At 64.8% G+C, this 25967-nt stretch carries 22 protein-coding genes; 17 read left to right on the top strand and 5 right to left on the bottom strand.

Annotated features, from left to right (window positions below; all coding sequences use genetic code 11):
• Nucleotides 1–337 precede the first annotated feature (337 nt).
• Both BG57_RS05125 and BG57_RS05115 read left to right on the top strand, forming a co-directional pair.
• A complete protein-coding gene (locus tag BG57_RS05125) occupies nucleotides 338–1486 on the top strand; it encodes a porin (RefSeq protein ID WP_035961139.1) in 1149 nt (382 codons plus the stop codon).
• Nucleotides 1487–1801: 315 nt separating this feature from the next.
• Nucleotides 1802–2923, top strand: coding sequence for a porin (locus tag BG57_RS05115; protein ID WP_035960686.1), 1122 nt, complete (start codon nucleotides 1802–1804; stop codon nucleotides 2921–2923).
• 131 nt (nucleotides 2924–3054) lie between these two features.
• Here the strand turns inward: BG57_RS05115 and BG57_RS05110 are convergent, their stop codons facing one another.
• The 3 genes from BG57_RS05110 to zwf form a co-directional block, all read right to left on the bottom strand.
• Nucleotides 3055–4971 carry a bifunctional transcriptional regulator/glucokinase gene (locus tag BG57_RS05110; protein ID WP_035960685.1) on the bottom strand — a complete coding sequence of 639 codons (1917 nt, stop codon included), beginning with the start codon at nucleotides 4969–4971 and terminating at the stop codon, nucleotides 3055–3057.
• Nucleotides 4952–5674 (bottom strand): 6-phosphogluconolactonase, encoded by a 723-nt coding sequence (pgl, locus tag BG57_RS05105; RefSeq protein ID WP_035960684.1) that lies wholly within the window; start codon nucleotides 5672–5674, stop codon nucleotides 4952–4954. Before pgl ends, BG57_RS05110 begins: the two co-directional genes overlap by 20 nt.
• 129 nt (nucleotides 5675–5803) lie before the next feature.
• Entirely contained in the window at nucleotides 5804–7264 is a 1461-nt protein-coding gene (zwf, locus tag BG57_RS05100) for a glucose-6-phosphate dehydrogenase (RefSeq protein WP_035960682.1), read from the bottom strand.
• Nucleotides 7265–7450: 186 nt separating this feature from the next.
• Between zwf and BG57_RS32440 the strand changes: the two genes are divergently transcribed.
• The 6 genes from BG57_RS32440 (at nucleotide 7451) to BG57_RS05075 (ending at nucleotide 14543) form a co-directional block, all read left to right on the top strand.
• Nucleotides 7451–7864, top strand: a complete 414-nt coding sequence (locus BG57_RS32440; RefSeq protein WP_152562525.1) for a hypothetical protein — start codon at nucleotides 7451–7453, stop codon at nucleotides 7862–7864.
• Nucleotides 7861–9114: an ABC transporter substrate-binding protein gene (locus tag BG57_RS05095; protein WP_035960681.1), complete on the top strand. Its 1254-nt coding sequence runs from the start codon at nucleotides 7861–7863 to the stop codon at nucleotides 9112–9114. The genes BG57_RS32440 and BG57_RS05095 overlap by 4 nt, the downstream gene beginning before the upstream one ends.
• Nucleotides 9115–9316: 202 nt before the next feature.
• A complete protein-coding gene (locus BG57_RS05090) occupies nucleotides 9317–10258 on the top strand; it encodes a carbohydrate ABC transporter permease (RefSeq protein ID WP_035960680.1) in 942 nt (313 codons plus the stop codon).
• Entirely contained in the window at nucleotides 10248–11105 is an 858-nt protein-coding gene (locus BG57_RS05085) for a carbohydrate ABC transporter permease (RefSeq protein WP_035960679.1), read from the top strand. The genes BG57_RS05090 and BG57_RS05085 overlap by 11 nt, the downstream gene beginning before the upstream one ends.
• A gap of 52 nt (nucleotides 11106–11157) precedes the next feature.
• Nucleotides 11158–12276: an ABC transporter ATP-binding protein gene (locus BG57_RS05080; RefSeq protein WP_035960678.1), complete on the top strand. Its 1119-nt coding sequence runs from the start codon at nucleotides 11158–11160 to the stop codon at nucleotides 12274–12276.
• Nucleotides 12277–12410: 134 nt separating this feature from the next.
• Complete coding sequence (locus tag BG57_RS05075) at nucleotides 12411–14543, top strand: prolyl oligopeptidase family serine peptidase (RefSeq protein ID WP_035961137.1); 2133 nt, start codon at nucleotides 12411–12413, stop codon at nucleotides 14541–14543.
• A gap of 423 nt (nucleotides 14544–14966) precedes the next feature.
• Here BG57_RS05075 and BG57_RS05070 read toward each other — a convergent pair whose 3' ends face one another.
• Complete coding sequence (locus tag BG57_RS05070) at nucleotides 14967–16178, bottom strand: Bcr/CflA family multidrug efflux MFS transporter (protein ID WP_035960675.1); 1212 nt, start codon at nucleotides 16176–16178, stop codon at nucleotides 14967–14969.
• A gap of 103 nt (nucleotides 16179–16281) precedes the next feature.
• Here BG57_RS05070 and BG57_RS05065 point away from each other — a divergent pair, with 103 nt between their 5' ends.
• The 8 genes from BG57_RS05065 (at nucleotide 16282) to BG57_RS05025 (ending at nucleotide 24192) form a co-directional block, all read left to right on the top strand.
• The gene (locus BG57_RS05065) at nucleotides 16282–16767 is read left to right on the top strand and encodes a hypothetical protein (protein WP_035960673.1); all 486 of its coding nucleotides are present in this window, start codon (nucleotides 16282–16284) and stop codon (nucleotides 16765–16767) included.
• A gap of 148 nt (nucleotides 16768–16915) precedes the next feature.
• Nucleotides 16916–18199, top strand: a complete 1284-nt coding sequence (gene hemL, locus BG57_RS05060) for a glutamate-1-semialdehyde 2,1-aminomutase (protein ID WP_035960671.1) — start codon at nucleotides 16916–16918, stop codon at nucleotides 18197–18199.
• A gap of 22 nt (nucleotides 18200–18221) precedes the next feature.
• Nucleotides 18222–19343: a bifunctional diaminohydroxyphosphoribosylaminopyrimidine deaminase/5-amino-6-(5-phosphoribosylamino)uracil reductase RibD gene (gene ribD, locus BG57_RS05055; RefSeq protein ID WP_035960669.1), complete on the top strand. Its 1122-nt coding sequence runs from the start codon at nucleotides 18222–18224 to the stop codon at nucleotides 19341–19343.
• 27 nt (nucleotides 19344–19370) lie between these two features.
• A complete protein-coding gene (locus BG57_RS05050; protein WP_035960667.1) occupies nucleotides 19371–19985 on the top strand; it encodes a riboflavin synthase in 615 nt (204 codons plus the stop codon).
• A gap of 872 nt (nucleotides 19986–20857) precedes the next feature.
• Entirely contained in the window at nucleotides 20858–22033 is a 1176-nt protein-coding gene (ribBA, locus tag BG57_RS05040) for a bifunctional 3,4-dihydroxy-2-butanone-4-phosphate synthase/GTP cyclohydrolase II (RefSeq protein WP_035960663.1), read from the top strand.
• A 34-nt stretch (nucleotides 22034–22067) separates the two neighbouring features.
• Nucleotides 22068–22577, top strand: a complete 510-nt coding sequence (gene ribH, locus BG57_RS05035; RefSeq protein WP_035960661.1) for a 6,7-dimethyl-8-ribityllumazine synthase — start codon at nucleotides 22068–22070, stop codon at nucleotides 22575–22577.
• A complete protein-coding gene (nusB, locus tag BG57_RS05030; protein ID WP_035960659.1) occupies nucleotides 22574–23002 on the top strand; it encodes a transcription antitermination factor NusB in 429 nt (142 codons plus the stop codon). Before ribH ends, nusB begins: the two co-directional genes overlap by 4 nt.
• A complete protein-coding gene (locus tag BG57_RS05025; protein ID WP_035960656.1) occupies nucleotides 22999–24192 on the top strand; it encodes a pyridoxal phosphate-dependent aminotransferase in 1194 nt (397 codons plus the stop codon). The genes nusB and BG57_RS05025 overlap by 4 nt, the downstream gene beginning before the upstream one ends.
• Before the next feature lie 76 nt (nucleotides 24193–24268).
• Here the strand turns inward: BG57_RS05025 and BG57_RS05020 are convergent, their stop codons facing one another.
• Nucleotides 24269–25438 carry a transglycosylase SLT domain-containing protein gene (locus tag BG57_RS05020; RefSeq protein ID WP_035960653.1) on the bottom strand — a complete coding sequence of 390 codons (1170 nt, stop codon included), beginning with the start codon at nucleotides 25436–25438 and terminating at the stop codon, nucleotides 24269–24271.
• A gap of 116 nt (nucleotides 25439–25554) precedes the next feature.
• Between BG57_RS05020 and BG57_RS32435 the strand changes: the two genes are divergently transcribed.
• Entirely contained in the window at nucleotides 25555–25740 is a 186-nt protein-coding gene (locus BG57_RS32435) for a hypothetical protein (RefSeq protein ID WP_152562524.1), read from the top strand.
• The last annotated feature ends 227 nt before the right edge of the window (nucleotides 25741–25967 follow it).

The raw sequence follows: 25967 nt of genomic DNA, 5'->3' as shown, positions 1-25967 counted from the left end.
AAGCTGTGGGTAGCGCACCCACCACACTAGCATTGCGTTTTCGATACACAGTCCGCTCAAACGTCAATTTCTTTTGGCGTCTGTGATGTATTTTGTTAAATTGGTAACTAAAGTACCAAAACGAAGTACCCAAAAAGTAGTTTTACTTCAAAACAAAGTGAGGAGACACCGATCGACGGGTCGGCGTCACGTTCGCGCGGCCGACGCGTGATCGCCATGAGCACTACTGCCCGAGCGTGTGTCTTTCTCTGAAAACAATTTTCGGTTGGGTGCCCTCGCATCGAACCGCACACGGCAGCACTTTGGGTTCTATTTCTTGACAGGGTTGGAGGAGATGATGAAGAAAGCTTTGCTCGCGGCAGCAGCACTGCTGACGTTCAGCGCGGTGGCTCATGCTCAAAGCAGCGTGACGCTTTACGGTCGCCTGGACGCGGGGCTCGAGTACATGAACGGCGTGCCGACCGGCCCCGCCGGCGCACCCGCCACCGGTTCGTCGCACCGCTTCCGCGCGGAAAGCGGTGACTGGGGTACGAGCCTGTGGGGTTTGAAGGGCGTCGAAGATCTGGGCGGCGGCTATCGCGCCGTGTTCCAGTTGGAAGGCAGCTTCAACACCATGACGGGCCAGGGCCCGGGCAATAACGGCATCTTCAATCGCTGGGCGACGGTCGGTATCGCGAACAACCAGTTCGGTACGCTGTTGCTGGGCCGTGAGCTCTTCATCGCAAACGGTGTGTGGGACTTCGATCCGTTCGGCCAGTCGAACTGGTCGTCGGCATCGCTGGTTCGTGGCCGCAACTGGCCGCAATCGAGCAACAACATTTCGTACCAGTCGCCGAAGTTCGCGGGCTTCGACTTCTACGGCCAGTACTCGCTGTCGAACGCGACGAACTGGAACGGTAACGGCACCACGCCGCAAGGCCGTGAAGCCGGCGCGTACATCACGTACACCACGCCGCTCTTCCAGATTCGCGGCATGTACGATGAAATCCGCAATCCGGCCAACGGTACGCTGGGCGGCGTGTACAACGCCATCGACGGCGGCGCGGGCGGCAACGGCGCCTACGCGTACTCGCGTGAGTACACGGCGATGTTCAACGTGTTCCTCGGCCAGTTCAAGGTTCAGGGCGCATACCAGGCGATCCGCTCGTCCGGCATGACGGGCCAGCTGCCCGGCCAGCCGACCACGCTCGATCACGAATGGGGCGGCGTGACGTGGCAAGCGACGCCGGCAGCCGCGCTGATCGCGGCCGTCTACCACGTGAACGGCAACAACGGCGCGGGTAACGCGACCATCTACACGGTCGGCGGCTCGTACAACCTGTCGAAGCGCACGCTGCTGGACCTGCAAGTCGCAACGGTGCAGAACAGCAAGACGGCAAACTACGGCCTGAACGCCAACAACTACGGTTCGGCGGCATCGACGGACAACCCGTTCCCCGGCCACAGCCAGACGGGCGTTTATGCAGGCATCCAGCACTCGTTCTGATCGTTTAAATCCACGAGGCTGAATCAAGAATAGTTTTATAGAGTTTTCACGCTGCTGCGAGAGGCGCGTATCGGTGCGATGCCCGAAAGGGTATCGCACCGTTTTTTATTTGTGACCGGATCTGTCATATTGAATCAAAAGTACAGGTTTGACCCCTTCCAAAAAGTAGTTTTCCTTCAGAATTCCGTCAAAAAAACGGGCCGCATCCGCTTGCCTTTGCGCAGCGCGGGCTTCCCGTCGAACGAGTTCCGGTCGATGCAGCGGCATCGAACCGTGCAGCAGTAGTGAGTTCACTTTGACGGAGTTGGAGGAGATATGAAGAAGGCTTTGCTTGCAGCGGCAGCGCTGTTGACGTTCGGCGCCGCGGCGCATGCCCAGAGCAGCGTGACGCTGTACGGCCGGCTCGACGCGGGTCTCGAATACATGAACGGCGTGCCGACCGGCAACCCGGCGAACGCAACCGCAAGCCGCTTTCGCGCGGAAAGCGGCGACTGGGGCACGAGCCTGTGGGGCCTGAAGGGCGCTGAAGACCTGGGCGGCGGCTACCGCGCCGTGTTCCAGTTAGAAGGCAGCTTCAACACGATGAACGGCCAGGGTCCGGACAACAACCGCATTTTCAATCGCTGGGCCACGGTCGGTCTCGCAAGCGACCGCTTCGGCACCGTCCTGCTCGGCCGCGAACTGTTCGTGTCGAACGGCGTGTGGGACTTCGATCCGTTCGGCCAGTCGAACTGGTCGTCGGCATCGCTGGTGCGTGGCCGCAACTGGCCGCAATCGAGCAACAACATCTCGTATCAGTCGCCGAAGTTCGCGGGCTTCGACTTCTACGGCCAATATGCGCTGTCCAACGCGACGAGCTGGAACGGCAACGGCACGACGCCGCAGGGCCGCGAAGCCGGCGCGTACATCACGTACACGTCGCCCTACTTCCAAGTCCGCGGCATGTACGATGAAATCCGCAATCCGGGCAACGGCACGCTCGGCGGCGATTACAACGGCAACAACGGCGTCTACGACTACTCCCGCGAATACTCGGCGATGGCCAACGTGTTCCTCGGCCAGTTCAAGCTGCAAGCCGGCTATCAGGCCGTCCGTTCTTCCGGCATGGCGGGCCAGTTGCCCGGCCAGCCGACCACGCTCGATCACGAATGGGGCGGCGTGACGTGGCAAGCCACGCCGGCGGCTGCGCTGACGGCCGCGGTCTACCACGTGAACGGCAACAACGGCGCGGGCAATGCGACGATGTACACGCTCGGCGGCTCGTACAACCTGTCGAAGCGCACGCTGTTCGACCTTCAGGTCGCGACGGTGCAAAACAGCAAGACGGCGAACTATGGCCTGAACGCCAACGGCGTCGGCACGGGTCCGGCGACCGACAACCCGTTCCCTGGCCGCAGCCAGACGGGCGTGTACGCGGGCATCCAGCACTCGTTCTGAGCGGCCTTCGGGCATGACGGCGCGGCATCTTTCGGATGCCGTACCGTTTGTTCAGCGAAACGCGCATGAGAAAAGGGGCTGCCGATTCACATCGGCGGCCCCTTTTTCACTGCACGCAATCCAGCCGGACGCTAGTCCCTCGCCACGCCCGATGCACCGTGACTGAGCCAGTCGAGCACGGCGGCGGCGTCATCGTCGCCCGATTGGCGCGCCTTCGCGACCGTCTCGCTGAGCGTCGCGCCCGGCTTCGGCGCGGCACGCCGGATCGCCACGCCGACCGCGAGAATGTCGATGATGACGAGATGCAGGATGCGCGAGATCATCGACAGTTGCGATTCACGGATCTCGATGTGATCGGTCTCCAGCGCCACGGTCGCGCGCTTGGCGAGCGGCGTGTTGCTCGATGTGATCGCGATCACGGTCGCGCCCTGCTGCATCGCCACTTCGAGCACGCGCAACAGTTCGGGCGCGCGGCCCGACTTCGACACGGCGACGATCACATCGCCCTTGCCGAGCAGCGCCGCCGACGCGGCCTGCATGTAGAGATCGCCGTACGCGATCGTCGGGATGCCGAAGCGGAAGAACTTGTAGTGCGCGTCCTGCGCGACGATATTCGAGTTGCCGAGCCCGTAAAACTCGATGCGACGCGCGCCGTTAAGAATGTCGATCGCGCGCTCGACGTTGTCGAAGTTGAGATGCTCGCGCAGTTGCAGGATGGCGGACACGGTGTTGTCGAGCACCTTTGCGCCGAAATCGGTGGCAGTGTCGCCGAGATGCACCTGGCTGTGGCTGACGGGAATGGTCCCTGTCAGGCCCGTCGCGAGCTTGAGCTTGAAGTCGGACAGACCCTGGCAGCCGAGCGAGCGGCAGAAGCGGATCACGGTCGGCTGGCTCACGTCGGCCTTGCGCGCGATGTCGATGATCGGGTCGTTGATGATCGAGCGCGGATGATTCAGCGCGAGGTCCGCCACGCGCCGCTCGGCGGGCGTGAGTGCGTCGCGCATCTGGCGGATGCGCTCGAACACCGCCGACGAGCCGCTGTTCGCGCGATTCGACAGTTGCTCCGCGAGAATCGCGGACACGCCCAGAAACGCCGGATACTCAGCGGTGATGACGTAAGTCGGGATGCCGGACAGATATTGCTGGAAGCGCCCTTTCGCCTCGAATCGTTCACGAAAAGGCGACGCGTGGAACAGTTCGCCCAGCTTCAGCACCACGCCGCCGCCGATATAGATGCCGCCCAGCGCGCCCAGCGTCACCGCGATATTGCCCGAGAACGTGCCGAGGATGCCGCAGAAGCAGTTCACCGCCTGAAGCGCGAGCGCTTCGCCTTCGTGGGCGCGGCGGGTGACGTCGGCGCTGCTGAAATCGTCCGCGACCGCGACGCCATCACGTTCCGCGAACGCGCGATAAATCAGTTCGAGGCCGGGACCGGCGCACACGCGTTCAAACGACACATGCGGCCACTTGCGGCGCGCGTATCGCATGACCAGATCTTCGTCTTCGTCGAACGGCGAGAACGTCGCGTGGCCGCCTTCGCTGCCGAGCGCAATCCAGCGGTCGTCGGCGGGAATGAGGCCCGACACGCCGAGACCGGTGCCGGGGCCGAGCAAGCCGATCACGCTGTTCTGCCGGCGCGCGCCGCCGCCGATCTGCACGCGCTGCGCATCGGTGAGGCCGGGCAGCGCCATCGCCAGGGCGGTGAAGTCATTGACGACGAGCAGCGTATCGAAGCCGAGCGCGCGTCGCGTCGCTTCGATCGAGAAGCTCCAGTCGTGATTGGTCATTTTCACGTGATCGCCGTCCACTGGATTCGCGATCGCGATGGCCGCATGGTTCACGCGGCCGACCTTCGTGTCCTTCAGATACTGCTGCATCACTTCCGCGATGCCGGGATAATCGGCGCCCGGATAAACGCGGATTTGCGTGATTTCGCCCGGCGCCGTCTCCAGCGCGAAGCGCGCGTTCGTGCCGCCGATGTCGGCGAGCAGCCTCGGTCCATCGGCGTGGCTCGCGGCCTGCGCGACCTTATGCACACCAGTAGACATCGAGCTTCACTCCTTCATCGTTGGCCAGCGTCGAGATGGCGTTCTTTTGGCGGGCGGCGAGCGCCGCATTGAGTACGTCGAGCTTCTTCTGGCCGGAGATGAAGAGAAAAAGCTGGCTGACCTGTTTCAGCGCGGACATCGACAGGCTCACGCGCGCATGCGGCGCGCTGCCCGGATGCACGGCGACGAAGCGGTTCTGCGTGGAAATCGCGAAGTCCCATTCGGGCGCGTCCGCGAAGATGGACGCCGTATGGCCGTCCTCGCCCATGCCGAGCACGGCGACATCGGGCAGGCGGCGGCGCGGGTCGGCGTTCAAGGCCGCGACGTGCGCTTCCAGCGTGGCCGACGTATCGACGAGCGGCAGGAAGTACGCCGCCGCCGCAGCGTTCTGCAGCAGCGTGCCGCGCACGAGCTGCGCGTTGCTGGCGGGATCCGATTCGGGCACCCAGCGATCGTCGACGAGCGTGACGTCGATATGGGCCCAGTCGAGCGGCTCTTGCGACAGCGTCTGCAAGAACGGGCGCGGGCTCGTGCCGCCCGATACCGCGAGCGTGGCGTGCGCCGGCTGTCCGGTGGGCTGCGCGCTGGCATCGGCCGATGCGGCGCCTCGTGCCGCGAGCGACGCGGCAAGCGCGTCGCTGACGGCTTTCGCCAGCGCGTCCGAGTGGGCGCGCGGGTCGTCGAAAGTGCGAAGCTCGATCACTGCTCCTCCATCCTGCTTGTCTGGTTTATCGACCCGCTTTTGTCGCGAAGCCGCGAACGGTCCGCGAAGCGGTGTGGGTGCTGACGTTCGCGCCGCGTCCCTCTGTGGGAGACCGTCGGCGCGACGCCCTTAATTCTCTTCTTCCAGCCAGCACGTGCCGTGTTGCGCGAGCATGGCGCTCGACGCCGCCGGCCCCCACGTGCCCGCCGCATAGGGCTTCGGCTTGTTGGTGGACGTGGCCCATGCGTTGAGGATCGGTTCCACCCAGCGCCACGCGGCTTCCTGCTCGTCGCGCCGCACGAAGAGCGCGAGCCGGCCGCGGATCACGTCCAGCAAAAGCCGCTGATACGCCTCCATCTGCCCTTCCTTGAAAAACTGGTCGAACGCGAGATCCAGATGGACGCTTGCCAGATTCATGCCCTCGCCCGGCTGTTTGGCGAGGCAATACAGGCGGATGGTTTCGTTCGGCTGCAAGCGGATCACGAGCCGGTTCGCGCCGGCGCGCAACGCGTTCGCACCGAGCGCCGAGTGCGGCACCGGCCGGAAATTGACGACGATTTCCGCGACCCGGTCGGCGAGCCGCTTGCCGGTACGCAGGAAGAACGGCACGCCGGCCCATCGCCAGTTTTCGATTTCGACCTTCAGCGCGACGAAGGTTTCGGTATTGCTGTCCGGACGCACGCCCGGCTCGGTGACATACGCCGGCACGGCTGCGCCGCGAATCACGCCCGCATGATACTGACCGCGCACCGCGACGCGGCTGATCTCGCGCTCGTCGATAGGCTTCAGCGCGCGCAGCACGCGCAGCTTTTCGTCGCGCACGGAGTCGGAATCCATCGAGTGCGGCGGCTCCATCGTCACGATGGAAAGCAGTTGCAGCAAGTGGTTCTGCACCATGTCGCGCAGCGCGCCGGTGTTGTCGTAGAAGTCGCCGCGCGCTTCGACGCCCAGTTCCTCGGCGATGGTGATCTGAATGCTCTCGACCCATTCGCGCCGCCATAGCGGCTCGAACAGCGCATTGCCGAAGCGCAGCGCGAGCAGGTTCTGCACCGGCTCCTTGCCGAGGTAATGGTCGATACGGTAGATCTGCTCTTCCTGGAAGATCTCGCCGACGGCGTCGTTGATGGCGTTCGACGATTCGAGGTCGTAACCGAGCGGCTTTTCGAGCACGATGCGCGCGTTCTCGTTCAGCCCCACTTGCGCCAGCGCCCGGCAGATGGGCACGAAGAGCGACGGCCCGGTCGCCAGATAGAAGACGCGCGTGCCGTCATGCTGGGACAGCGCGTCGCGCAGCACGACGAAGTCTTCGGCGCGGCCCAGGTCGAGCTGCACGTACTGAATGCGCTCGAGAAAGCTGCGCCACGCCGATTCGTCGATCCCCTTCTTCGACACGTGCGGTTTCACGTGCTCTTCGACCCACGCGAGGTATTCGCCCGGCGCCTGTGCGCCCCGCGCAACCGCGACGATCTTGCCCGACGGCGCCAGCATGCCCGCGCGATGGGCCTCGAACAGCGCAGGAAGAATCTTGCGCATCGACAGGTCGCCGGTCCCGCCGAACAGCACGAAGATGAAATTCGAGTCGGTTTGCATGGGTCTGAAGGCCGCGTATGTAGTCGGTGGGACGTCGAACAGAGAGCTAGCGTAGTTCGACAAAATTTTTTTTGACACTGAATTGTAGTTTAACTACAATCCAAATCAAGAGGAAATGTCATCCGGGAAAAAAATGGCTTGTCAATCAGAAGCTGAGTGTTTTCCCTAGGACATTGTTCTGAACGCATGTTAACGGAGTCCGGACATCGCTGCTTTCAAGCACCTTCGGGCTTCGCGTGCAAACCAGCCTCGCGCCTGTACGCCTTCGCCCGCAATGCATCGCGGCCGCTGGCGCCGGCAAAAACCAGAAGCAATTACTTTGCATGGAACCGGAACAGGCGCGAAACCGCCGGCTTCGGTCGAGAGGAGACAGTCGTTGCGATCCAACTCACTCATTCCTTGAGAGCCGTGCGGCCGAACATCGGTCTGCCGGCCCTGCCCGCGCGTGCGCGAATCATCATGCGCGCCGCACGCTCTCCCGCCGACACCGCCGATTCCCCGGCCACCGCTGCACCGTTTCACCCTTCTTTTTTCGACGCTTCTGGCGACATCAGGGGCCAATCGTTTTTTGTTCAGGTGTCTGGAGGAGATAAACAATGAAAGTCCGTAAGCTCATGGGCGCGCTCTGCGCCGCAGGTCTTCTGTGCGGCGCGACGGCGTCGGCGGTGCAGGCTGCCGAAGCCGTGTCCGTGCTGCACTGGTGGACCTCGGGCGGTGAATCGAAGGCGGTCGGCGTGCTCAAGGACGACATGACCAAGCAGGGTTACACCTGGAAGGACTTCGCCGTCGCAGGCGGCGCGGGCGCTGCTGCAATGACCGCGCTGAAGACGCAGGTCATCTCGGGCAATGCGCCGACGGCGGCCCAGATCAAGGGTCCGCTGATTCAGGAATGGGCGGAGCAAGGCGTGCTCGTGCCGATCGATTCCGTCGCCGGCGACTGGAAGAAGAACCTGCCGCCTGAAATCGACAAGATCATCCACGCGGACGGCAAGTACGTCGCGGCGCCGTTCTCGGTGCATCGCGTGAACTGGCTGTACATCAACAAGGCCGCGCTCGACAAGGCAGGCGGCAAGGTGCCGACGACCTGGGCCGAGTTCTTCCAGGTGGCCGACAAGATGAAGGCCGCGGGCATCCAGCCGGTCGCGATGGGCGGCCAGCCGTGGCAAGACCTGACGCTGTGGGAAGACGTCGTGCTGTCGGAGGGCGCGGACTTCTACAAGAAGGCGATCGTCGACCTCGACCAGAAGACGCTGACCTCGGACAAGATGGTTCAGGTGTTCGACACGGTCCGCAAGATTCAGGGTTACTTCGACAACGGCCGCACCGGCCGTGACTGGAACCTTGCAACCGCCATGGTCATCAACGGCAAGGCCGGCATGCAGTTCATGGGCGACTGGGCGAAGGGCGAATTCGCCGGCGCGAACAAGAAGGCCGGCACGGACTACATCTGCGCCGCAGTGCCGGGCACGGAGAAGTCGTACACGTTCAACGTCGACTCGTTCGTGTTCTTCCAGCAGAAGGGCCAGAAGGCCGCCACGCCGGGCCAGCTCGCGCTCGCGAAGACCATCATGTCGCCGGAATTCCAGGAGCAGTTCAGCCTGAACAAAGGCTCGATCCCGGTTCGTCTGGGCGTGAAGATGGACAAGTTCGACGACTGCGCGAAGAAGTCCTACTCTGATGAACAGACGGCGATCAAATCGGGCGGCTATGTTCCGTCGCTCGCTCACGGCATGGCTCAGGGCGACGCGACCGCTGGCGCGATGACCGACGTCGTGACGAAGTTCATGAATTCGTCGCAGGATTCCAAGAGCGCCGTCGCTGCGCTCGCGAACGCCGCCAAGACGAAGTAAGCACGAAGCCTGAAGGACGGGCGGCGCGCGGCGGATCATCGCCGTGCGCCGCCCGACCGGCGATACGCCGCATCGAGCGTCGCTTGACGCTCCAAGCCAGCCCAATCCGAAAGCACCACCTGTCGCCACAAGCGCGCGAGTCAGTGTTCATCAGCGCGCAAGAGCGCCAACAAGCGCCGGCGCATCTTCCAGGAGTCGAGTTGTGACTGCCTCCCTCAGCGGTACCGCGGAAAAGAGTCCGCACCAGCCTCGCCGCGCCTCGCCCACGGCGGCGCTCGCCGATCGCTGGATTCCCAAGCTGGTGCTCGCTCCCAGCATCCTGATCGCGCTCGTGTTCGTGTACGGCTTCATCCTCATCACGGGCTATCTGTCGCTGACGAATTCGCGCCTGATGCCCCGCTACGAGTTCTCGGGCCTCGACCGCTACCGACAACTTTTCGACAACGACGTCTGGTGGACTTCCGCCGCCAACCTCGGCTGGTTCGGCATTCCGTTCATCGGCATCTGCGTGGGCCTCGGCCTGTTCCTCGCGATCCTGCTCGATCAGAGGATCCGCAACGAAGGCGCACTGCGCGCGATCTTTCTCTATCCGATGGCGCTCTCGTTCATCGTGACCGGCACCGCGTGGCAGTGGATTCTCAATCCCGGCCTCGGCATCGAAAAGGTGTTCCACGACTGGGGCTGGACGAGCTTCTCGTTCAACTGGCTCAACGATCCCGACAAGGCCATTTTCTGCGTCGTGATCGCGGCGGTCTGGCAATCGACCGGCTTCGTGATGGCGCTCTTTCTCGCGGGCCTGCGCGGCGTCGACAGCGAAATCTTCAAGGCTGCGCAAGTGGATGGCGCGACGCTGCCGACCATCTATCGCAAGATCGTGATTCCGAGCATGCGGCCGGTGTTCTTCTCCGTGCTGCTGATTCTCTGCCACATCACGATCAAGACGTTCGACCTCGTCGTCGCGCTGACGGCGGGCGGTCCGGGCACCTCGTCGTCGCTGCCGGCCATCTTCATGTACACGTTCTCGTTCAACCGGGGACAACTGGGCGTGGGCGCCGCTTCGTCGATGATGATGCTCGCCACCGTTGTCGCGGTGCTCGTGCCGCTGATGTATCTCGAATCGAGGAGCACCCGCAATGCAGCCTAAGATGACGATCAGCCGCGCCGTCATTTACGCGGTGCTCATATTGTTCGCGCTTTACTTCCTGTTCCCGATCTACGTGATGCTGTCCACGTCGTTCAAGGATCTAGACCAGCTTCGCACGGGCAACCTGCTTACGCCGCCCACGCACTTCACGTTTGCGCCGTGGGTGAAGGCGTGGCAGGAAGCGTGTACCGGCGTGCGTTGCGACGGCATGCAGCCGTTCTTCATGAACTCGGTGCGCATGGTGATTCCGGCCGTGCTGATCTCGTCGATCGTCGGCGCGTTCAACGGCTATGTGCTCACGCACTGGCGCTTTCGCGGCGCGGATGCGTTCTTCACGATGCTGCTCGTCGGCTGCTTCATCCCGTTCCAGGCCATTCTGCTGCCGATGGCGCGGCTGCAGGGCTTCCTCGGCCTGTCGAACACGACCAGCGGTCTCGTGCTCGTCCACGTGATCTACGGCATCGCGTTCACGACGATGTTCTTCCGCAACTTCTACGTGAGCATTCCGGCTGAGCTCGTGAAGGCGGCGCGCATCGACGGCGCGGGCTTCTTCACGATCTTCACGAAGATTCTGCTGCCCGTCTCGCTGCCGATTTTCATGGTCTGCCTGATCTGGCAGTTCACGCAAATCTGGAACGACTTCCTGTTCGGCATCGTGTTTTCGGGCGTCGATTCGATGCCGATCACGGTCGCGCTGAACAACCTCGTCAATACGTCGACGGGTGTGAAGGAATACAACGTCGACATGGCGGGCGCGATCATCGCTGCGTTGCCGACGATTCTCGTCTACATGATCGCGGGACGTTATTTCGTGCGCGGCCTGACGGCGGGCGCGGTGAAGGGTTGAGCGCGCAGCGGCGCGCGTCCCCTGCTGAACAGACAACATAGAGGATTCAAGCATGGCAAGCCTTTCCATCCGTGACGTGTACAAGACCTACCCGAACGGGGTGCCGGTACTCAAGGGCGTCAATATCGACATCGAGGACGGTCAGTTCCTGATCCTCGTCGGCGGCTCGGGCTGCGGCAAGTCCACGCTGCTCAACATGATCGCCGGTCTCGAGACCGTGACCAAGGGCGACATCATGATCGACGGCAAGACGGTCAATAACCTCTCGCCGAAGGACCGCGACATCGCGATGGTGTTCCAGTCGTATGCGCTCTACCCTTCCATGAGCGTGCGCGACAACATCTCGTTCGGCCTCAACATCCGCAAGGTGCCGAAGGACGAGCAGAAGAAGATCGTCGATCGCGTATCCGAGACGCTGCAAATCGGCCATTTGCTCGACCGCAAGCCCGGCCAGTTGTCGGGCGGCCAGCGTCAGCGCGTCGCGATGGGCCGCGCGCTCGCCCGCGATCCCGTCATGTTCCTGTTCGACGAACCGCTGTCGAACCTCGACGCCAAACTGCGCATCGAGATGCGTTCGGAAATCAAGCTGCTGCATCAGCGTCTCGGCACGACCATCGTGTACGTGACGCACGACCAGATCGAAGCGATGACGCTCGGCGACCGCATCGCCGTGATGAAGGATGGCGTTGTGCAGCAGTTCGGCGCGCCGCAGGAAATCTACGATTCGCCGTCGAACCTGTTCGTCGCGGGCTTCATCGGCGCGCCGCCGATGAACTTCATCACCGGCAAGCTGGTCGAGTCCGGCTCGGGCGTCGGCCTGCAGATCGATACGGGCGTCACGCAGAAAACGCTGAACCTGCCGTTCGATGCATCGCGCCTGCGCGGCAAGATCGGCCAGGACGTGGTGCTCGGCCTGCGTCCGGAACGCATCACCGATGCGCGCAGCGCCCACGACGTGTCGGACGCGGCCCTGCAACCGATCGACGTGCGGGTGGACGTCATCGAGCCGACCGGCCCGGACACGCTGGTGTTCGCGCAGGTGAACGGCAAGCGCATCGTGTCGCGCGTGCACCCGGCGTCGAACCCGCAGCCGATGTCGAACACGACGCTGCTGTTCGACGTCTCGAAGGCCGTGCTGTTCGACCCGCAGACGGAAGAGCGTCTTGCCTGAACGTTCGCGCTAACCGCATCGCTTTCGAAGCCGCGCTCATCGCGCGGCTTTTTCTTTGCGCGTCGGTTTTTCGCCGCGTGCGGCACAATCACCGCTTCGACATTCGCCTGAAGCTCCACGCGCAGCCATCGTTCATGACCTTGCTTCCCACGTATCCCGCTCCCGCCTGGCCGCCTTCCGACGGCCCCGATCCTTTCATCGGCCTCGAGTCGCTCGACGATCCCGCCGTGCAGGACTGGATCGACGCCCAGAACCGCCGCACTAAAGCCGCCTTCGGCGAAACGCCCGAGGCGCGCGCCCTGGCCGCGCGGCTCGAAGCGGCGTACACGTCGCAGGACCGGATCGTGACCTGCTCTCGCTACGGCGACTGGGCCTACAACACGTGGCAGGACGACGCGCATCCGCTCGGCATCGTGCGCCGCACGCCGTGGAGCGCGTGGCTCGCCGGGACGCCCGACTGGGACATCGTGCTGGATGTCGACGCGCTCGATCTCAACACGAACGAAGCCGACGGCACGCGCTGGGCGCTCGCCGACTTCGACATGCTCTACCCGACCTACGATCGCGCGCTCGTGAGCCTGTCGCCGGGCGGCTCGGACGCGTGCATCGTGCGGGAATTCGATATCGCGGCGCGCCGCTTCATCGACGATGGCTTCGTGCTGCCGGATGTCGGCAAGCACGATGTATCGTGGATCGATCGCGATACGGTCTACGTCGGCTGGGACGACAGCCGGACCAACGCGCGCCCCGCGCTGACCACGTCCGGCTTTCCGCGTCAGGCGCGGCGCTGGGCGCGCGGCACGCCGCTCGCCGATGCGCCGGTCGTGTTCGAAGGCAAGCGGCGCGACGTATCGGCGGGCGCGGACTACGATCCGCTCGAAAAGCTGCATCTGGCCTCGCGCGCCGTCACGTTCTGGGACACGCTGCATTACTGGCTCGACGAAAGCGCGAACGAATGGCGTCAGTACGACCTCCCGGCGCACGCGGAAATCGAGCATTGGGAAGGCTGGCTGTTCGTCACGCCGCGCAAGATGTGGACGACGGGCGGGCGGCGGCACGCGGCGGGTTCGCTGCTCGTCATCCGGCGCGATGCGTTTCTCGACGGTGCGCGCGATTTCACCGCGCTTTTCGTGCCGGGCGCGCGGCGCGTGCTGGCGGGCATCGACTTCACGAAGCACTGGCTGATTGCCTCGCAGATGGACGACGGCGCCCCGCGCGTCACGCTCTGGCGCCCGCCCGCCGATGCTGCGCCGGGCGCCGAATGGGCATCGCGCGAATTCGCGTTGCCGGAGGCAAGCCAGTCGTATGTCGATTCCATCGATAGCGAACAGGACGACACGGTACTGATCCACGTCGAGCATTTCCTGACGCCGCCGTCGCTCTATCACGCCGACCTCGCCACCGACTCGCCGTGGACGCTGCTCGCGCGCCTGCCCGCGCAATTCGACGCCTCCGGGCTGTCGGCCGTGCGCCGTCACGCGATCGCGCCCGACGGCGAGCGCATTCCGTACTGGCTGATCGGCCGCGATGTGGAGGCAGAGCGGTCATCGCAGCCGCGCCCCTGCTTGCTGTACGGTTACGGCGGCTTCGAAGTGGCGCTCGATCCGAGCTACGACGCGACGACCGGCATCGCGTGGCTGGAACGCGGCGGCCTGTACGCGGTGGCGAACATCCGCGGCGGCGGCGAGTTCGGACCGCAATGGCATCAGGCTGCGCTGCGCGAGAACCGGCAGGTGTCGTTCGACGATTTCATCGCGGTCGCGCAGGCGCTCGTCGAGAGCGGCTTCACGAGCGCGAAACAGCTTGGCATACGCGGCGCGAGCAATGGCGGGCTGCTGACCGGCGTCTGCATGGTGCAGCGCCCGGAATGCTTCGGCGCGGTGCTGTCGGAAGTGCCGCTGCTCGACATGACGCGCTTTCATACGCTGCTTCAGGGCGCATCGTGGATCGACGAATACGGCGATCCCGACGATGCCGCCGACCTCCGTCATCTCGTCGCGTATTCGCCGTATCACAACGTCAGCGCGAATGCGGGGTATCCGCCGGCGCTCTTTACGTCATCGAAAAGCGATGACCGCGTGCATCCCGGCCACGCCCGCAAGATGGCGGCGAAAATGCAGGCGCAGGGACACGAGCGCGTCTGGTATCAGGAAACGGGTGAAGGCGGACATGGCGCGGGCGTCGAGCCTGAAGCGGTCGCGCAGGCCGAGGCGGTGGCGTTCGCTTTCCTCGCGTCGGCGATTGGTCCGTTGCCGTCTGGCAAGTGAGTTACGTCAGCGAAACAACGGTATCGCTCACCAATGGCGTCGAATCCTTGCAATTCGAAATCGTTCGATATAGGCGGCCGGGCAGGCGGCTTATAGTTCAGACACTCCTTGCTGCATCGGCGAGTCGCCTCCCACAGAGAAGCGGCGAGCCAGGGAACCGGTACGTGCACAGCACCAGTTCGTCCAGCCGGGAGTGATACGAAGTACTGACTTATTCGACTGAAGCAAACCGATCGGAAACACCTCTGACCCAGCAAGTACCGATCCAATACAGGAAGAGACGCCTATTGCCCACACCGAAGCGACCAAGAATTCACCTCTGACCCAGATGAATGACTGAATTTAGACCGAATGCAACACCTGAGCTCTTAGACCTCGCCATCGCGCGAGGTTTTTTTTCGCCCGCGCGCGTCGCAACGATTGTCAGACGCGTACCGGCGTAGCGTGCGAACGCATCACGAGCGTGCGCCCCGCGAACGTCAGCACGCCGCACACGCCGATGACGATGCCCATGCCGTGCGGTGTGACATCGTGAAAGAGGCCGACCGCGAGACTCGCCAGCGCGCCGAGCGCGAGCTGCATCGCGCCGAAGACGGCCGCCGCCGCGCCCGCGTTGCGCGGATAGCGATGCATGAGTTCGGTCGTGCAGTTCGCCGACAGCAACCCCACCACGCCGACCACGAAAAACAGGCTCGCGACGATCGACCACAGCCCGCCCCACCCCGTCAGCGCGACGAGCGCCACCACGAGCGCCGCCGCGACGCTGACGATCGCCGCGCCCGAAATCATCCGGATCGGACCGACGCGCCCGACAAGCTTCGTATTCAGCACATTGCCGGCGATGATGCCGACGATATTCAGCCCGAACAGCAGCCCGTAATGCTGCGGCTTGACGTGAAAGTAATCGATATAGACGAACGGCGTCGCCGTGATATACGCGAACATCGACGCGAACGCCATGCCGCCGCACAGCACATGGCCCCAGGTGACGGGATCGGTGAGCAGATGTCCGTAGGCCGCGAACGACTTGCCGAGCGCCGCGTTCGCGCGCTTTTCCTTCGGCCAGGTTTCGGGCACGCGCAGGAACGCGGTCACGGCGCAGACCGCGCCGAACAGCGTCAACGCGACGAACACGACGCGCCAGCCGCCGAGCAGCAGCAATTGCCCGCCGATGAGCGGCGCGAGCAGCGGTCCTATCGACGTGACGATGGAGAGCATCGACAGCACGCGGGCGGCATCGGTCGGCTGATGCGCGTCACGGGCGATGGCGCGCGCCAGCACCGACGCCGCGCCCGCACCGAGCGCCTGCAGGAAGCGCACGAAGACGAGCGCGTCGATGGAGAATGCCGCCGCACAGCCGACGCTTGCCAGCGCGTAAAGCGCGATGCCGCCGAGCAGAACGGGCCGCCGGCCATAGGCATCGGACAGCGGACCATAGAGCAGCATGCCGAACGAGAAGCCGAACATAAAGCTCGTCAGCGTGCTTTGCGCGGCGGCCGGGCTCGTGCCGAACGCGGCGGCGAGCGACGGCAGGCTCGGCAGGTACATGTCGATGGACAGCGGGCCGCACGCTGCAAGCGCGCCGAGCAACAGAATCAGCCGGCGATCGGGCCGGCGACGAGTGGTGTCTGACATCGGGTGCGCTGGAAAAGGACGGAGCGCTTCGTGGCTTTTAGCCTCGAAGGCGAGCGGCCCATTGTACGCGACCTCTTTTTCGGCGTTGCGCTAAGCTCGGCGCATGACCGCCTTCCTTCTGATCTGGAGCCCGCGCAAATGGCCGTGGCCCGAGTTGCCCGATGTCGCGCGCCGCGTCGCAGCGGGCGAAGCGGTCGCCGATGTCTGGGGCTGCGGCACCGCACGCGGCCTCCTGCCGGGCGACCGCGTGTTCGTGCATCGCGTGGCGCAGGAGCCGAAGGGCGTGTTCGCGTCCGGCTACGTGACGCGCGCGCCCTATGAAGTCCCCGATGCGCAGTCGAAGCGCGGCTACCGGCTGTGCATCGACTTCGTGTACGACTGGCTCGTCGATGCGCGTGAGCAGGTCGTCGTCACGCGCGACGAGTTGCGCGCTCATCCCTTCTCCGTGCAGACGTGGGATGCGCAAAGCTCGGGCACCCTCATCAAGCCGATGGCCGAAGGGGCGCTCGAAAAGCTCTGGACTGCGCGCACGGGCCGGCGCGGGCATCCTCATGCGGGACTTCTTCCCTCCGGCGATGCGGACCGTTGACGGCCGCCGCCGCCACGCCCGACCCCGCCCGCTTGCAACGACTCCGGTACAATTTCAGCAACAATCGTCGCGCCGGACGCCGGGCATCGGCCACGGGCGAACGCCCGGTTCCGCGCGGCTCGCATCCACTTTCAGCAGGCCTTCATCCATGTCCAAGAATCAAGCTCTCTTCGAACGGGCCCAGCGAACCATCCCCGGTGGCGTCAATTCGCCGGTGCGTGCGTTCCGGTCGGTCGGCGGCACGCCGCGCTTCATCGAGCGCGCGCAGGGCCCGTATTTCTGGGACGCGGACGGCAAGCGCTATATCGACTACATCGGCTCCTGGGGCCCGATGATCCTCGGCCACGTTCATCCCGAAGTGCTGGAAGCGGTACAGCGCGTGCTCGCCGACGGCTTCTCGTTCGGCGCGCCGACCGAGGCGGAAATCGAGATCGCGGAGGAAATCTGCAAGCTGGTGCCGTCGATCGAACAGGTGCGGATGGTGTCTTCCGGCACCGAAGCGACGATGAGCGCGCTGCGCCTTGCGCGCGGTTTCACGAACCGCAGCCGCATCGTCAAGTTCGAGGGCTGCTATCACGGCCACGCGGACAGCCTGCTCGTGAAGGCCGGCTCGGGCCTGCTGACGTTCGGCAATCCGACTTCGGCCGGCGTGCCGGCCGACATCGCGAAGCACACGACGGTGCTCGAATACAACAACGTCGAGCAGCTCAACGAAGCGTTCGCGGCGTTCGGCGCGGAGATCGCGTCGGTCATCGTCGAGCCGGTCGCGGGGAACATGAATCTGGTGCGCGCGACGCCCGAGTTCCTGAACGCGCTGCGCGAGCGCTGCAATGAGTACGGCGCAGTGCTGATCTTCGACGAAGTGATGTGCGGCTTTCGCGTCGCGCTCGGCGGTGCGCAGCAGGTCTACGGCATCCAGCCGGACCTCACGTGCCTCGGCAAGGTCATCGGCGGCGGCATGCCGGCGGCGGCCTTCGGCGGGCGGCGCGACATCATGGCCCATCTCGCGCCGCTGGGCGGCGTCTATCAGGCGGGCACGCTGTCGGGCAACCCGATCGCCGTGGCGGCCGGCCTCAAGACGCTGCAGCTGATCCAGCGCCCCGGCTTCTACGACGACCTCGCGAAACAGACGCGCAAGCTCGTCGATGGCCTCGCCGCCGCCGCGCGCAACGCGAACGTGCCCTTCTCCGCCGATTCGATCGGCGGCATGTTCGGCCTCTACTTCATGGACAAGGTGCCGGGCAGCTTCGCGGAGATCGCGCACGGCGACACGAAGCGCTTCAACGCGTTCTTCCACGCGATGCTCGATGCCGGCGTGTACTTTGCGCCGTCCGCGTTCGAAGCGGGCTTCGTGTCGAGCGCCCACGACGACGCCGTGATCGCCGCGACGATCGACGCCGCGAGCGGCGCGTTCGCGTCGGTCGCGGCCTAGCCCCGCCGCACGGACCGGCGCGATGTTCTCGCAATCCGACTTCACCTACATGGAACGCGCGCTCGCGCTCGCGTCGCGCGGCATGTACACGACGACGCCGAATCCGCGCGTCGGCTGCGTGCTCGTCAAGAACGGCGAAGTGATCGGCATGGGCTTCACTCAGCCGGCCGGCCAGGACCACGCCGAAGTCCGCGCGCTGAAAGACGCCCGCTCGCGCGGCAAGGACCCGCGCGGCGCAACCGCCTACGTGACGCTCGAACCGTGCAGTCACTTCGGACGCACGCCGCCGTGCGCGCATGCGCTGATCGACGCGCGCGTCGAGAAAGTGATCGCGGCGATGGAAGATCCGAACCCGGCCGTCTCCGGACGCGGTCTCACGATGCTGCGCGACGCGGGCATCGACGTGCGCTGCGGGCTGCTCGCCAACGAGGCCTACGAGATGAACATCGGCTTCGTCTCGCGGATGACGCGGCGCCGTCCGTGGGTGCGCATGAAGGTTGCGGCGACGCTCGACGGGCGCACCGGGCTGCCATCGGGCGAAAGCCAGTGGATCACGGGCGAGGACGCACGCGCCGATGGACACGCCTGGCGTGCCCGCGCCTGCGCGATCCTGACGGGCATCGGCACGGTGCGCGAGGACGATCCGCAACTCACCGTGCGCGCGGTCGACACGCCGCGCCAGCCGCAGCGCGTCCTGATCGACAGCCGGCTCGACGTGCCGCTCGAGGCGCGCATCCTCGAAGGCGCGCCGCCGTGGATTTTCCATGCCGCCGATGCCGATCCCGCCCGCGCCGATGCGGTGCGCGAGCGAGGCGCGGAACTCACCGAATTGTCGAACGAGCACGGCAAGGTCGATCTTCCCGCGATGCTCACCGCGCTCGCCGATCGCGGCATCAACGAGTTGCATGTGGAAGCGGGGCACAAGCTGAACGGCTCGCTGCTGCGCGAAGGCTGCGTCGACGAACTGCTGGTCTATCTCGCGCCGAGCCTGCTCGGCAGCGCGCCCGGCATGTTCGACTTCGCGCCGCCCGACACGCTCGATGCGCGGCCGCATCTGAAGTTTCATCGCATCGACCGGCTCGGCGATGATCTGCGCATTCTCGCGCGGTTCGCCGGGGCGCATGCCGCGAGCGAAACGCGCTGAATCTGACCGAACAAAGGAACGCACTTCATGTTTACAGGAATCGTCTCGGCGGTGGGCCGCATCGAGAAAGTCACGCCGCTCGGAACGGAACCGGAAGCGGGCGTCCGCCTGACGGTCGCTGCGGGCGGGCTCGATCTCGCGGACGTCGAGCTGGGCGACAGCATCGCCATTCAGGGCGCATGCATGACGGTGATCGAGAAAGCGCCGGATTCGTTCGACGTCGATGTGTCGCGTGAAAGTCTGAACAAGACCGTTGGGCTCGGGAACGCCGGCGCGGAAGTGAATCTGGAGAAGGCATTGCGCGCGCATGACCGGCTCGGCGGCCATCTCGTGTCCGGTCACGTCGATGGGCTCGGTGTCGTGTCGCGCTTCGAGCGTGTGGGCGAATCGCACGAGTTGCGCGTCGTCGCGCCGAAGGACATCGGCAAGTATCTGGCCTATAAGGGCTCGGTCACGGTGAACGGCGTCAGTCTCACGGTCAACTCGGCCAGCGATCAGGCAGACGGCTGCGAGTTCTCGATCAACCTGATCCCGCATACCGTGGAGGTCACGACGCTCAAGGCGCTGCACGCCGGAGCGAAGGTCAATCTGGAGATCGATCTGATCGCGCGGTATGTCGAGCGGATGATGAGCGGGGCGTGACGGCGGCGGGTTCCTCGGCGTTTGGGGTTGCGGAGTTGTTTGGTGTGCCGGATCGATGTGAGCAGTAGCGTCGCTAAAGAGTAGATAGACGACCCGCTGCGTCGCGCGTTCCGTTTCTTCGCTCAGTTCGTCGCAGGCCCGCAAAGCGTCCTTCGTGTGCGGGCAAAGTTCTGGAGCAGGCGGCCACAATCGCCGGAAATTGCTGGAGCGGAGGCTGGGCTTTCGTGTGGAATGCATCGCCCATGCGCTCAACGCTTCGCGGCTGGTTTTGCCGCCGCTAGCCACGCTCGTGATTCGCGACTCCGACCTTGAATGGCATCAGGATTCGGACAGTCGCGCGCTTGAGTGCATCATTCGTCGTCCGCGCGTCTCCTCTGCGGCCGGTTTTCCTCGCGCGCTTCGCGTCGTGCACGCAGACGTCCGGGCAATTCACCGGCGTGTTCGATGCGTTTTCCACGCTGCCACCGGCCTTCTCAGCGTCCCAGGGACGATAGCGAATGAACACGCGCCCGCTCAGCGCGGTGGCGGTCTTCCAGCTCTTCGGTGCTAATCAGCGCGATTCACACCGCGTTCTTCGCGATGACCTCGTCTGCGCCCTTCCCCACTTCATCGATGAGTTCCGACAGTTCCTCGCACCTGCGCAATGGCGATGACTTCTTCTGCGTGAAAGCCATTCCCGGCTGGGTAGTATGTACTGTGCGCACGCTTCGAAATCGGCAGGAATTCGGATCGTCGCAAACATCCCGCCAGCGCAACAGTCGGCCAACCGTCATAAGCCAACTCCGCCACCCCGCCCGCGGCGATTTCAACGCCTGTCCATCGGCCGTGGCGTAAAATACGCCCTTTCCCAAACGCACCCATCGGGACGCACCATGTCGATCGCCTCCACTCCAGAAATCATCGCCGAGCTGAAAGCCGGGCGCATGGTGATCCTCGTCGACGAAGAAGACCGCGAGAACGAAGGCGATCTGATCGTGGCCGCCGACTTCATCACGCCCGAAGCCATCAATTTCATGGCCCGCTACGGCCGCGGCCTCATCTGCCTGACGCTCACGCAGGAACGCTGCAAGCAGCTGAACCTGCCGCTGATGACGCAGCGCAACGGCACGCAGTACGGCACCGCTTTCACGGTCAGCATCGAAGCCGCCGAAGGCGTGACTACCGGCATTTCGGCAGCCGACCGGGCGCGCACCATCGCAGCAGCCTGCGCGCCGGATGCCCGCGCCGATCACATCGTTCAGCCGGGTCACGTGTTCCCGATCATGGCGCAGCCGGGCGGCGTGCTCGTGCGCGCCGGACACACGGAAGCGGGCTGCGACCTCGCGTCGCTCGCGGGGCTGTCGCCGGCGTCGGTCATTTGCGAAGTCATTCGCGACGACGGCGAAATGGCGCGCCTGCCCGATCTGATCGAATTCGGCGAACAGCACGGCATCAAGATCGGCACCATCGCGGACCTGATCCACTATCGCAGCCGCACCGAATCGATCGTCGAGAAAGTCAGCGAGCGCACGATGCAGACCGCGCACGGCCCGTTTCGCGCCGTGCTGTATCGCGACGAGCCGAGCGGTTCGCCGCATATCGCGCTGGTGCGCGGCACGCCGTCGCCCGATACGGAAACGCCCGTGCGCGTGCACGAACCGCTGTCGGTGCTCGACCTGCTCGAAATCGACGCGTCCACGCACTCGTGGACCATCGACGCCGCCATGCGCGAAATCGCCGCCCGCGATCTGGGCGCGATTGTGATGCTGAATTGCGGCGACACGAAAGATCATCTCGTCGACGCCTTCCGCGCACTCGACGAGAGCGACAAGGCCGCGAAGCAGGCGCGCCGCCCGATCGACTTCAAGACCTACGGCATCGGCGCGCAGATTCTGCGCGATCTGGGCGTCGGCAAGATGCAGGTGCTCGCGACCCCGCGCAAGCTCGGCAGCATGTCGGGTTACGGGCTCGAAGTAACGGGCTTCGTTCCGATGCCCGGATCGCCCGCCACGGCAGCGAACGCCGCCGGTGCAGCCGACGCGGCTGTCCCGCATCTTCGCTCGGCCTGAACGCCCACCCTATTCCAAACCAACGGATCTCTACATGGAAATCGGACAATATCAGCCGAATCTCGACGGCGACGGCCTGCGCATCGGCATCGTCCAGTCGCGCTTCAACGAACCGGTGTGCAACGGCCTCGCCGATGCGTGCATCGAAGAACTCGAACGCCTCGGCGTGATCGGCCAGGACGTGCTGCTCGTCACCGTTCCCGGCGCGCTCGAAATTCCGCTCGCGCTGCAAAAGCTCGCTGAATCCGGCCAGTTCGACGCGCTGATCGCGCTCGGCGCGGTCGTGCGCGGCGAGACATATCACTTCGAACTGGTATCGAACGAAAGCGGCTCGGGCATTTCGCGCATCGCGCTCGACTTCGGCATTCCGGTGGCGAACGCCGTGCTGACGACCGAAGACGACGAGCAAGCCGTCGCCCGTATGACTGAAAAGGGGCGCGATGCGGCGCGCGTCGCGGTCGAGATGGCGAATCTGTCGGTCGCGCTCGAACAACTCGGCGGCGACGATGAAGACGACGAAGATGAAGACGAGGACCGCGCATGAAGAGCGCACGACGCCGCTCGCGTGAACTCGCGACGCAAGGGCTTTACCAGTGGCTGCTGTCGGGCGCGCCCGGCGGCGAAATCGACGCGCAGTTGCGCAACGCGCAGGGCTTCGACAAGGCTGACCACGCGCACCTCGACGCCATCCTGCACGGCGTGATCAAGGAAGCCGACGCGCTCTCCGCGCAGTTGCAGCCGTGTCTCGACCGGCCTATCGAACAGTTGTCGCCGGTGGAGCGCGCGGTGCTGCTCGTCGCCGCTTTCGAGTTCAAGCATCACATCGACATTCCGTATCGCGTGGTGATCAACGAGGCGGTCGAACTGACGAAGACCTTCGGCGGCTCGGACGGCTACAAGTACGTGAACGGCGTGCTGGACAAGCTCGCCGTCGCGATGCGCCCGGCCGAAGCGCAGGCGCGCCGATGAACAACGTGTCCGAGCCGCTCTTGCGGCTCGCGTCGCGCGTCGACGCGATCGAGCCGTTCTACGTGATGGAACTGATGAAGGACGCGCAGGCGCTGGAACGCACCGGGCGCGACATCATCCATATGGGCATCGGCGAGCCGGATTTCACGGCGCCCGAACCCGTCACGCGCGCCGCCGCCGATGCGCTGCACCGCGGCGTCACGCAGTACACGAACGCGCTCGGCGTCACGGCGCTGCGGGAAGCCATCGCCGCGCATTATCGCGATGCGTTCGGCCTGACCGTCGATCCCGCGCGCATCGTGGTGACGGCGGGCGCGTCGGCGGCGCTGCTGCTCGCGTGCATGGCGCTCGTCGATCACGGCGACGAAGTGCTGATGCCCGATCCCTGCTATCCGTGCAACCGCCATTTCGTGTCGGCGGCGGATGGCAAGCCGGTGCTGATCCCGAGCGGCCCGGCCGAGCGCTTCCAGTTGACGGCCGAGCAGGTTCGGGCGAACTGGAACGACAGGACGCGCGGCGTGCTGCTGGCGTCGCCGTCGAATCCGACCGGGACGTCGATCGAGCCGGGCGAACTGAGCCGTATCGTCGATACGGTGCGCGAACGCGGCGGCTTCACGATCGTCGACGAGATCTATCAAGGCCTGAGCTACGACGCGAAACCGGTGTCGGCGCTTTCGTTCGGCGATGACGTCGTCACCGTCAACAGCTTCTCCAAGTATTTCAGCATGACGGGCTGGCGGCTCGGCTGGCTCGTCGTGCCGCACGCGATGATCGGCGCCGTCGAGAAGCTCTCGCAGAACCTGTTCATCTGCGCGTCGGCGCTGGCGCAGCATGCCGCGCTCGCGTGCTTCGAGCCGGAGACGATCGCGATCTACGAAGCGCGGCGGCTCGAGTTCAAGCGGCGGCGCGACTACATCGTGCCGGCGTTGCGTTCGCTCGGCTTCGGCGTGCCGGTGGTGCCGGACGGCGCGTTCTACGTCTATGCCGACACCAACGGCGTGCATCACCCCGCCGCCGGCGACAGCGGAGCCCTCACGCGGTCGATGCTGCACGACGCGGGCGTCGTGCTCGTGCCGGGCGCGGATTTCGGCGTTCATGCGCCGGAACGCTACATCCGGCTGTCGTATGCGACGGCGTACGCGAAGCTCGAAGAAGCCGTGGCGCGGCTCGGCGACCTGTTCAGACGCTGATGGCGGCTGTCGCGGAACCATGAAAAAGGGCGCCCTCGGGCGCCCTTTCTTCGTTCTGGCTAATACGACCTGCCGATCAGGCGCCGTATTCCGCCGACGGAACGTGCTTCGCTTCGCCAATGTCGCCGCCGTCCTGAGCGTCGGCCTTCTTCGGCGCATCCATCGTCATGTGGACGCGCTTGGCCGCATCATCCGTCGCCGATGCCGATGCCGATGCCGATGCCAGCACCTGCTTCGGCGCGGCCTGGACAGGCGCCTGAGGCCCGTTGACCGGCACGTTGCGGCCACGTGCGACATCGCGCAGACGCGAACGCTCGGCCAGCACCTTCGCGCCGTAACCGCCGTCGTCTTGCGACGTCGAACCGACGTAGTAACGCAAGCCGCCCGCCACCGAACCGCCGCGTGCGATGCAATCCTTCAGCACCAGCGCGCCGACCTTGATGTTCGCGAGCGGATCGAGCGCCGCGTGCGAGCCGCCGAAGTACTGGAACTTGTCGGAATGCACCTTCGACATGACCTGCATCAGGCCCTGAGCGCCGACGCCGCTTTCGGCGTACGGATTGAAGCCCGATTCGATCGCCATCACCGACAGCAGCAACAGCGGGTCGAGACCGACTTCGCGGCCCGTATCGAACGCGGCGCGCACGAGTTCGCTCACCGGTTCCTGCGCCACGCGATACCGCCGCGCGATGAAGGTGGCGACGAGCTTCTGCTCGCGCGTCGAGACGAGCGCCCGATCGTCGCGCGCATCGGCGACGACGCGCTGCGCCGGAATGGCGTTGGCCAGCACGGCGACCGAAGGCATCGTGCGCGGATCGAGTCCGTTCGGGGACACGGCGAGGCTGATGCCGCCGGTCAACTGGCGCGTGCTTTCGTCGTCGGTTGCAGCCGCGCCGAGCGACGGCGTGAGCGGCGACGGTGCGGCGGGCGCGCCGGCATTCGCAGCGATCCGGATGGACGAGCCATCAGCGCCCGGCGGCCGATGCACCGCCGCGAACGGCGGCAACGGCTGACCGGCGAGCAGACGCGCGGGTCCCGCCTGGACCGCTGCGGACACGAAAGGCATGATCCGTGCGGCAAAGGTCGTGCGCCAGGATGGCAGCAGCCAGAGCGCGAGCGCCGTGACGACGGCCGCGCAGCCGACCAGACTGAAAAGATAGTGACTCATTCGGCTGCCACGACGCAGCGCGGCGCGCATCAACTGCGCGGCGCGAGTGTCGGGACGCCATGTCAACCAAGCGTTCATCGATGCTCCCAATGTTGCATGATTTACGCTGATGATTGCCGGCAAGCCAGGAAATCGAAGCGTAAATCAGACACCGCTCGCTCTTGGCAAGGCATAAGCGGCATCGGGGAAACGGCATGCGCCGTCTGGAAAACCGATCCGGCAAGAGACGCCGGGTTGCGCGGCACGAACAGCGTGCCCTTGGTGCGCAGGTGGCTTTCCACGCGAAAACCGGCGCAAAAACGCCGGCAGTGACAACCAACAGCCATGAATCGCCGGGCAGGTACGGCGCAGGCGACGCACAGCGTCTGAAGAAAACCTGAGGCAGAGGTAAAAAGTTTCAAAACCTGCAACTGATGCGAAGCGATTCTAGCAGGGTTTAATGATCCGTCAATGCTATAGCTTTGCGTTTCAATTACTTACAGTTATGATGAACACTGTTTAGGAGCGACAACGCACATCTGCCGGGCGGTTTCGAGGGGAATTCACTGAATGTCTCCCAGCGCACGGACGCACGCGCAGGTAAAATCGACAATCGCCAAGCGCGCAG

The organism is Caballeronia grimmiae, assembly GCF_000698555.1.
Lineage (GTDB): Bacteria > Pseudomonadota > Gammaproteobacteria > Burkholderiales > Burkholderiaceae > Caballeronia > Caballeronia grimmiae.
The sequence above is the reverse complement of the archived record's forward strand: the minus strand, read 5'-3'. Positions and strand labels throughout refer to the sequence as shown.

What these genes read in the sequence shown, in the direction of transcription:
- BG57_RS05115 (WP_035960686.1), top strand. Translation starts at nt 1,802, where the DNA reads ATGAAGAAGGCTTTGCTTGCAGCGGCAGCGCTGTTGACGTTCGGCGCC.
- BG57_RS05075 (WP_035961137.1), top strand. Translation starts at nt 12,411, where the DNA reads ATGACCTTGCTTCCCACGTATCCCGCTCCCGCCTGGCCGCCTTCCGAC.
- BG57_RS05025 (WP_035960656.1), top strand. Translation starts at nt 22,999, where the DNA reads ATGAACAACGTGTCCGAGCCGCTCTTGCGGCTCGCGTCGCGCGTCGAC.
- BG57_RS05020 (WP_035960653.1), bottom strand. Translation starts at nt 25,438, where the DNA reads ATGAACGCTTGGTTGACATGGCGTCCCGACACTCGCGCCGCGCAGTTG.
- ribD (WP_035960669.1), top strand. Translation starts at nt 18,222, where the DNA reads ATGTTCTCGCAATCCGACTTCACCTACATGGAACGCGCGCTCGCGCTC.
- BG57_RS05050 (WP_035960667.1), top strand. Translation starts at nt 19,371, where the DNA reads ATGTTTACAGGAATCGTCTCGGCGGTGGGCCGCATCGAGAAAGTCACG.
- hemL (WP_035960671.1), top strand. Translation starts at nt 16,916, where the DNA reads ATGTCCAAGAATCAAGCTCTCTTCGAACGGGCCCAGCGAACCATCCCC.
- BG57_RS05125 (WP_035961139.1), top strand. Translation starts at nt 338, where the DNA reads ATGAAGAAAGCTTTGCTCGCGGCAGCAGCACTGCTGACGTTCAGCGCG.
- nusB (WP_035960659.1), top strand. Translation starts at nt 22,574, where the DNA reads ATGAAGAGCGCACGACGCCGCTCGCGTGAACTCGCGACGCAAGGGCTT.
- zwf (WP_035960682.1), bottom strand. Translation starts at nt 7,264, where the DNA reads ATGCAAACCGACTCGAATTTCATCTTCGTGCTGTTCGGCGGGACCGGC.
- ribBA (WP_035960663.1), top strand. Translation starts at nt 20,858, where the DNA reads ATGTCGATCGCCTCCACTCCAGAAATCATCGCCGAGCTGAAAGCCGGG.
- BG57_RS05095 (WP_035960681.1), top strand. Translation starts at nt 7,861, where the DNA reads ATGAAAGTCCGTAAGCTCATGGGCGCGCTCTGCGCCGCAGGTCTTCTG.
- BG57_RS32435 (WP_152562524.1), top strand. Translation starts at nt 25,555, where the DNA reads ATGCGCCGTCTGGAAAACCGATCCGGCAAGAGACGCCGGGTTGCGCGG.
- BG57_RS05065 (WP_035960673.1), top strand. Translation starts at nt 16,282, where the DNA reads ATGACCGCCTTCCTTCTGATCTGGAGCCCGCGCAAATGGCCGTGGCCC.
- BG57_RS05070 (WP_035960675.1), bottom strand. Translation starts at nt 16,178, where the DNA reads ATGTCAGACACCACTCGTCGCCGGCCCGATCGCCGGCTGATTCTGTTG.
- BG57_RS05080 (WP_035960678.1), top strand. Translation starts at nt 11,158, where the DNA reads ATGGCAAGCCTTTCCATCCGTGACGTGTACAAGACCTACCCGAACGGG.
- BG57_RS05110 (WP_035960685.1), bottom strand. Translation starts at nt 4,971, where the DNA reads ATGTCTACTGGTGTGCATAAGGTCGCGCAGGCCGCGAGCCACGCCGAT.
- BG57_RS05085 (WP_035960679.1), top strand. Translation starts at nt 10,248, where the DNA reads ATGCAGCCTAAGATGACGATCAGCCGCGCCGTCATTTACGCGGTGCTC.
- ribH (WP_035960661.1), top strand. Translation starts at nt 22,068, where the DNA reads ATGGAAATCGGACAATATCAGCCGAATCTCGACGGCGACGGCCTGCGC.
- BG57_RS32440 (WP_152562525.1), top strand. Translation starts at nt 7,451, where the DNA reads ATGTTAACGGAGTCCGGACATCGCTGCTTTCAAGCACCTTCGGGCTTC.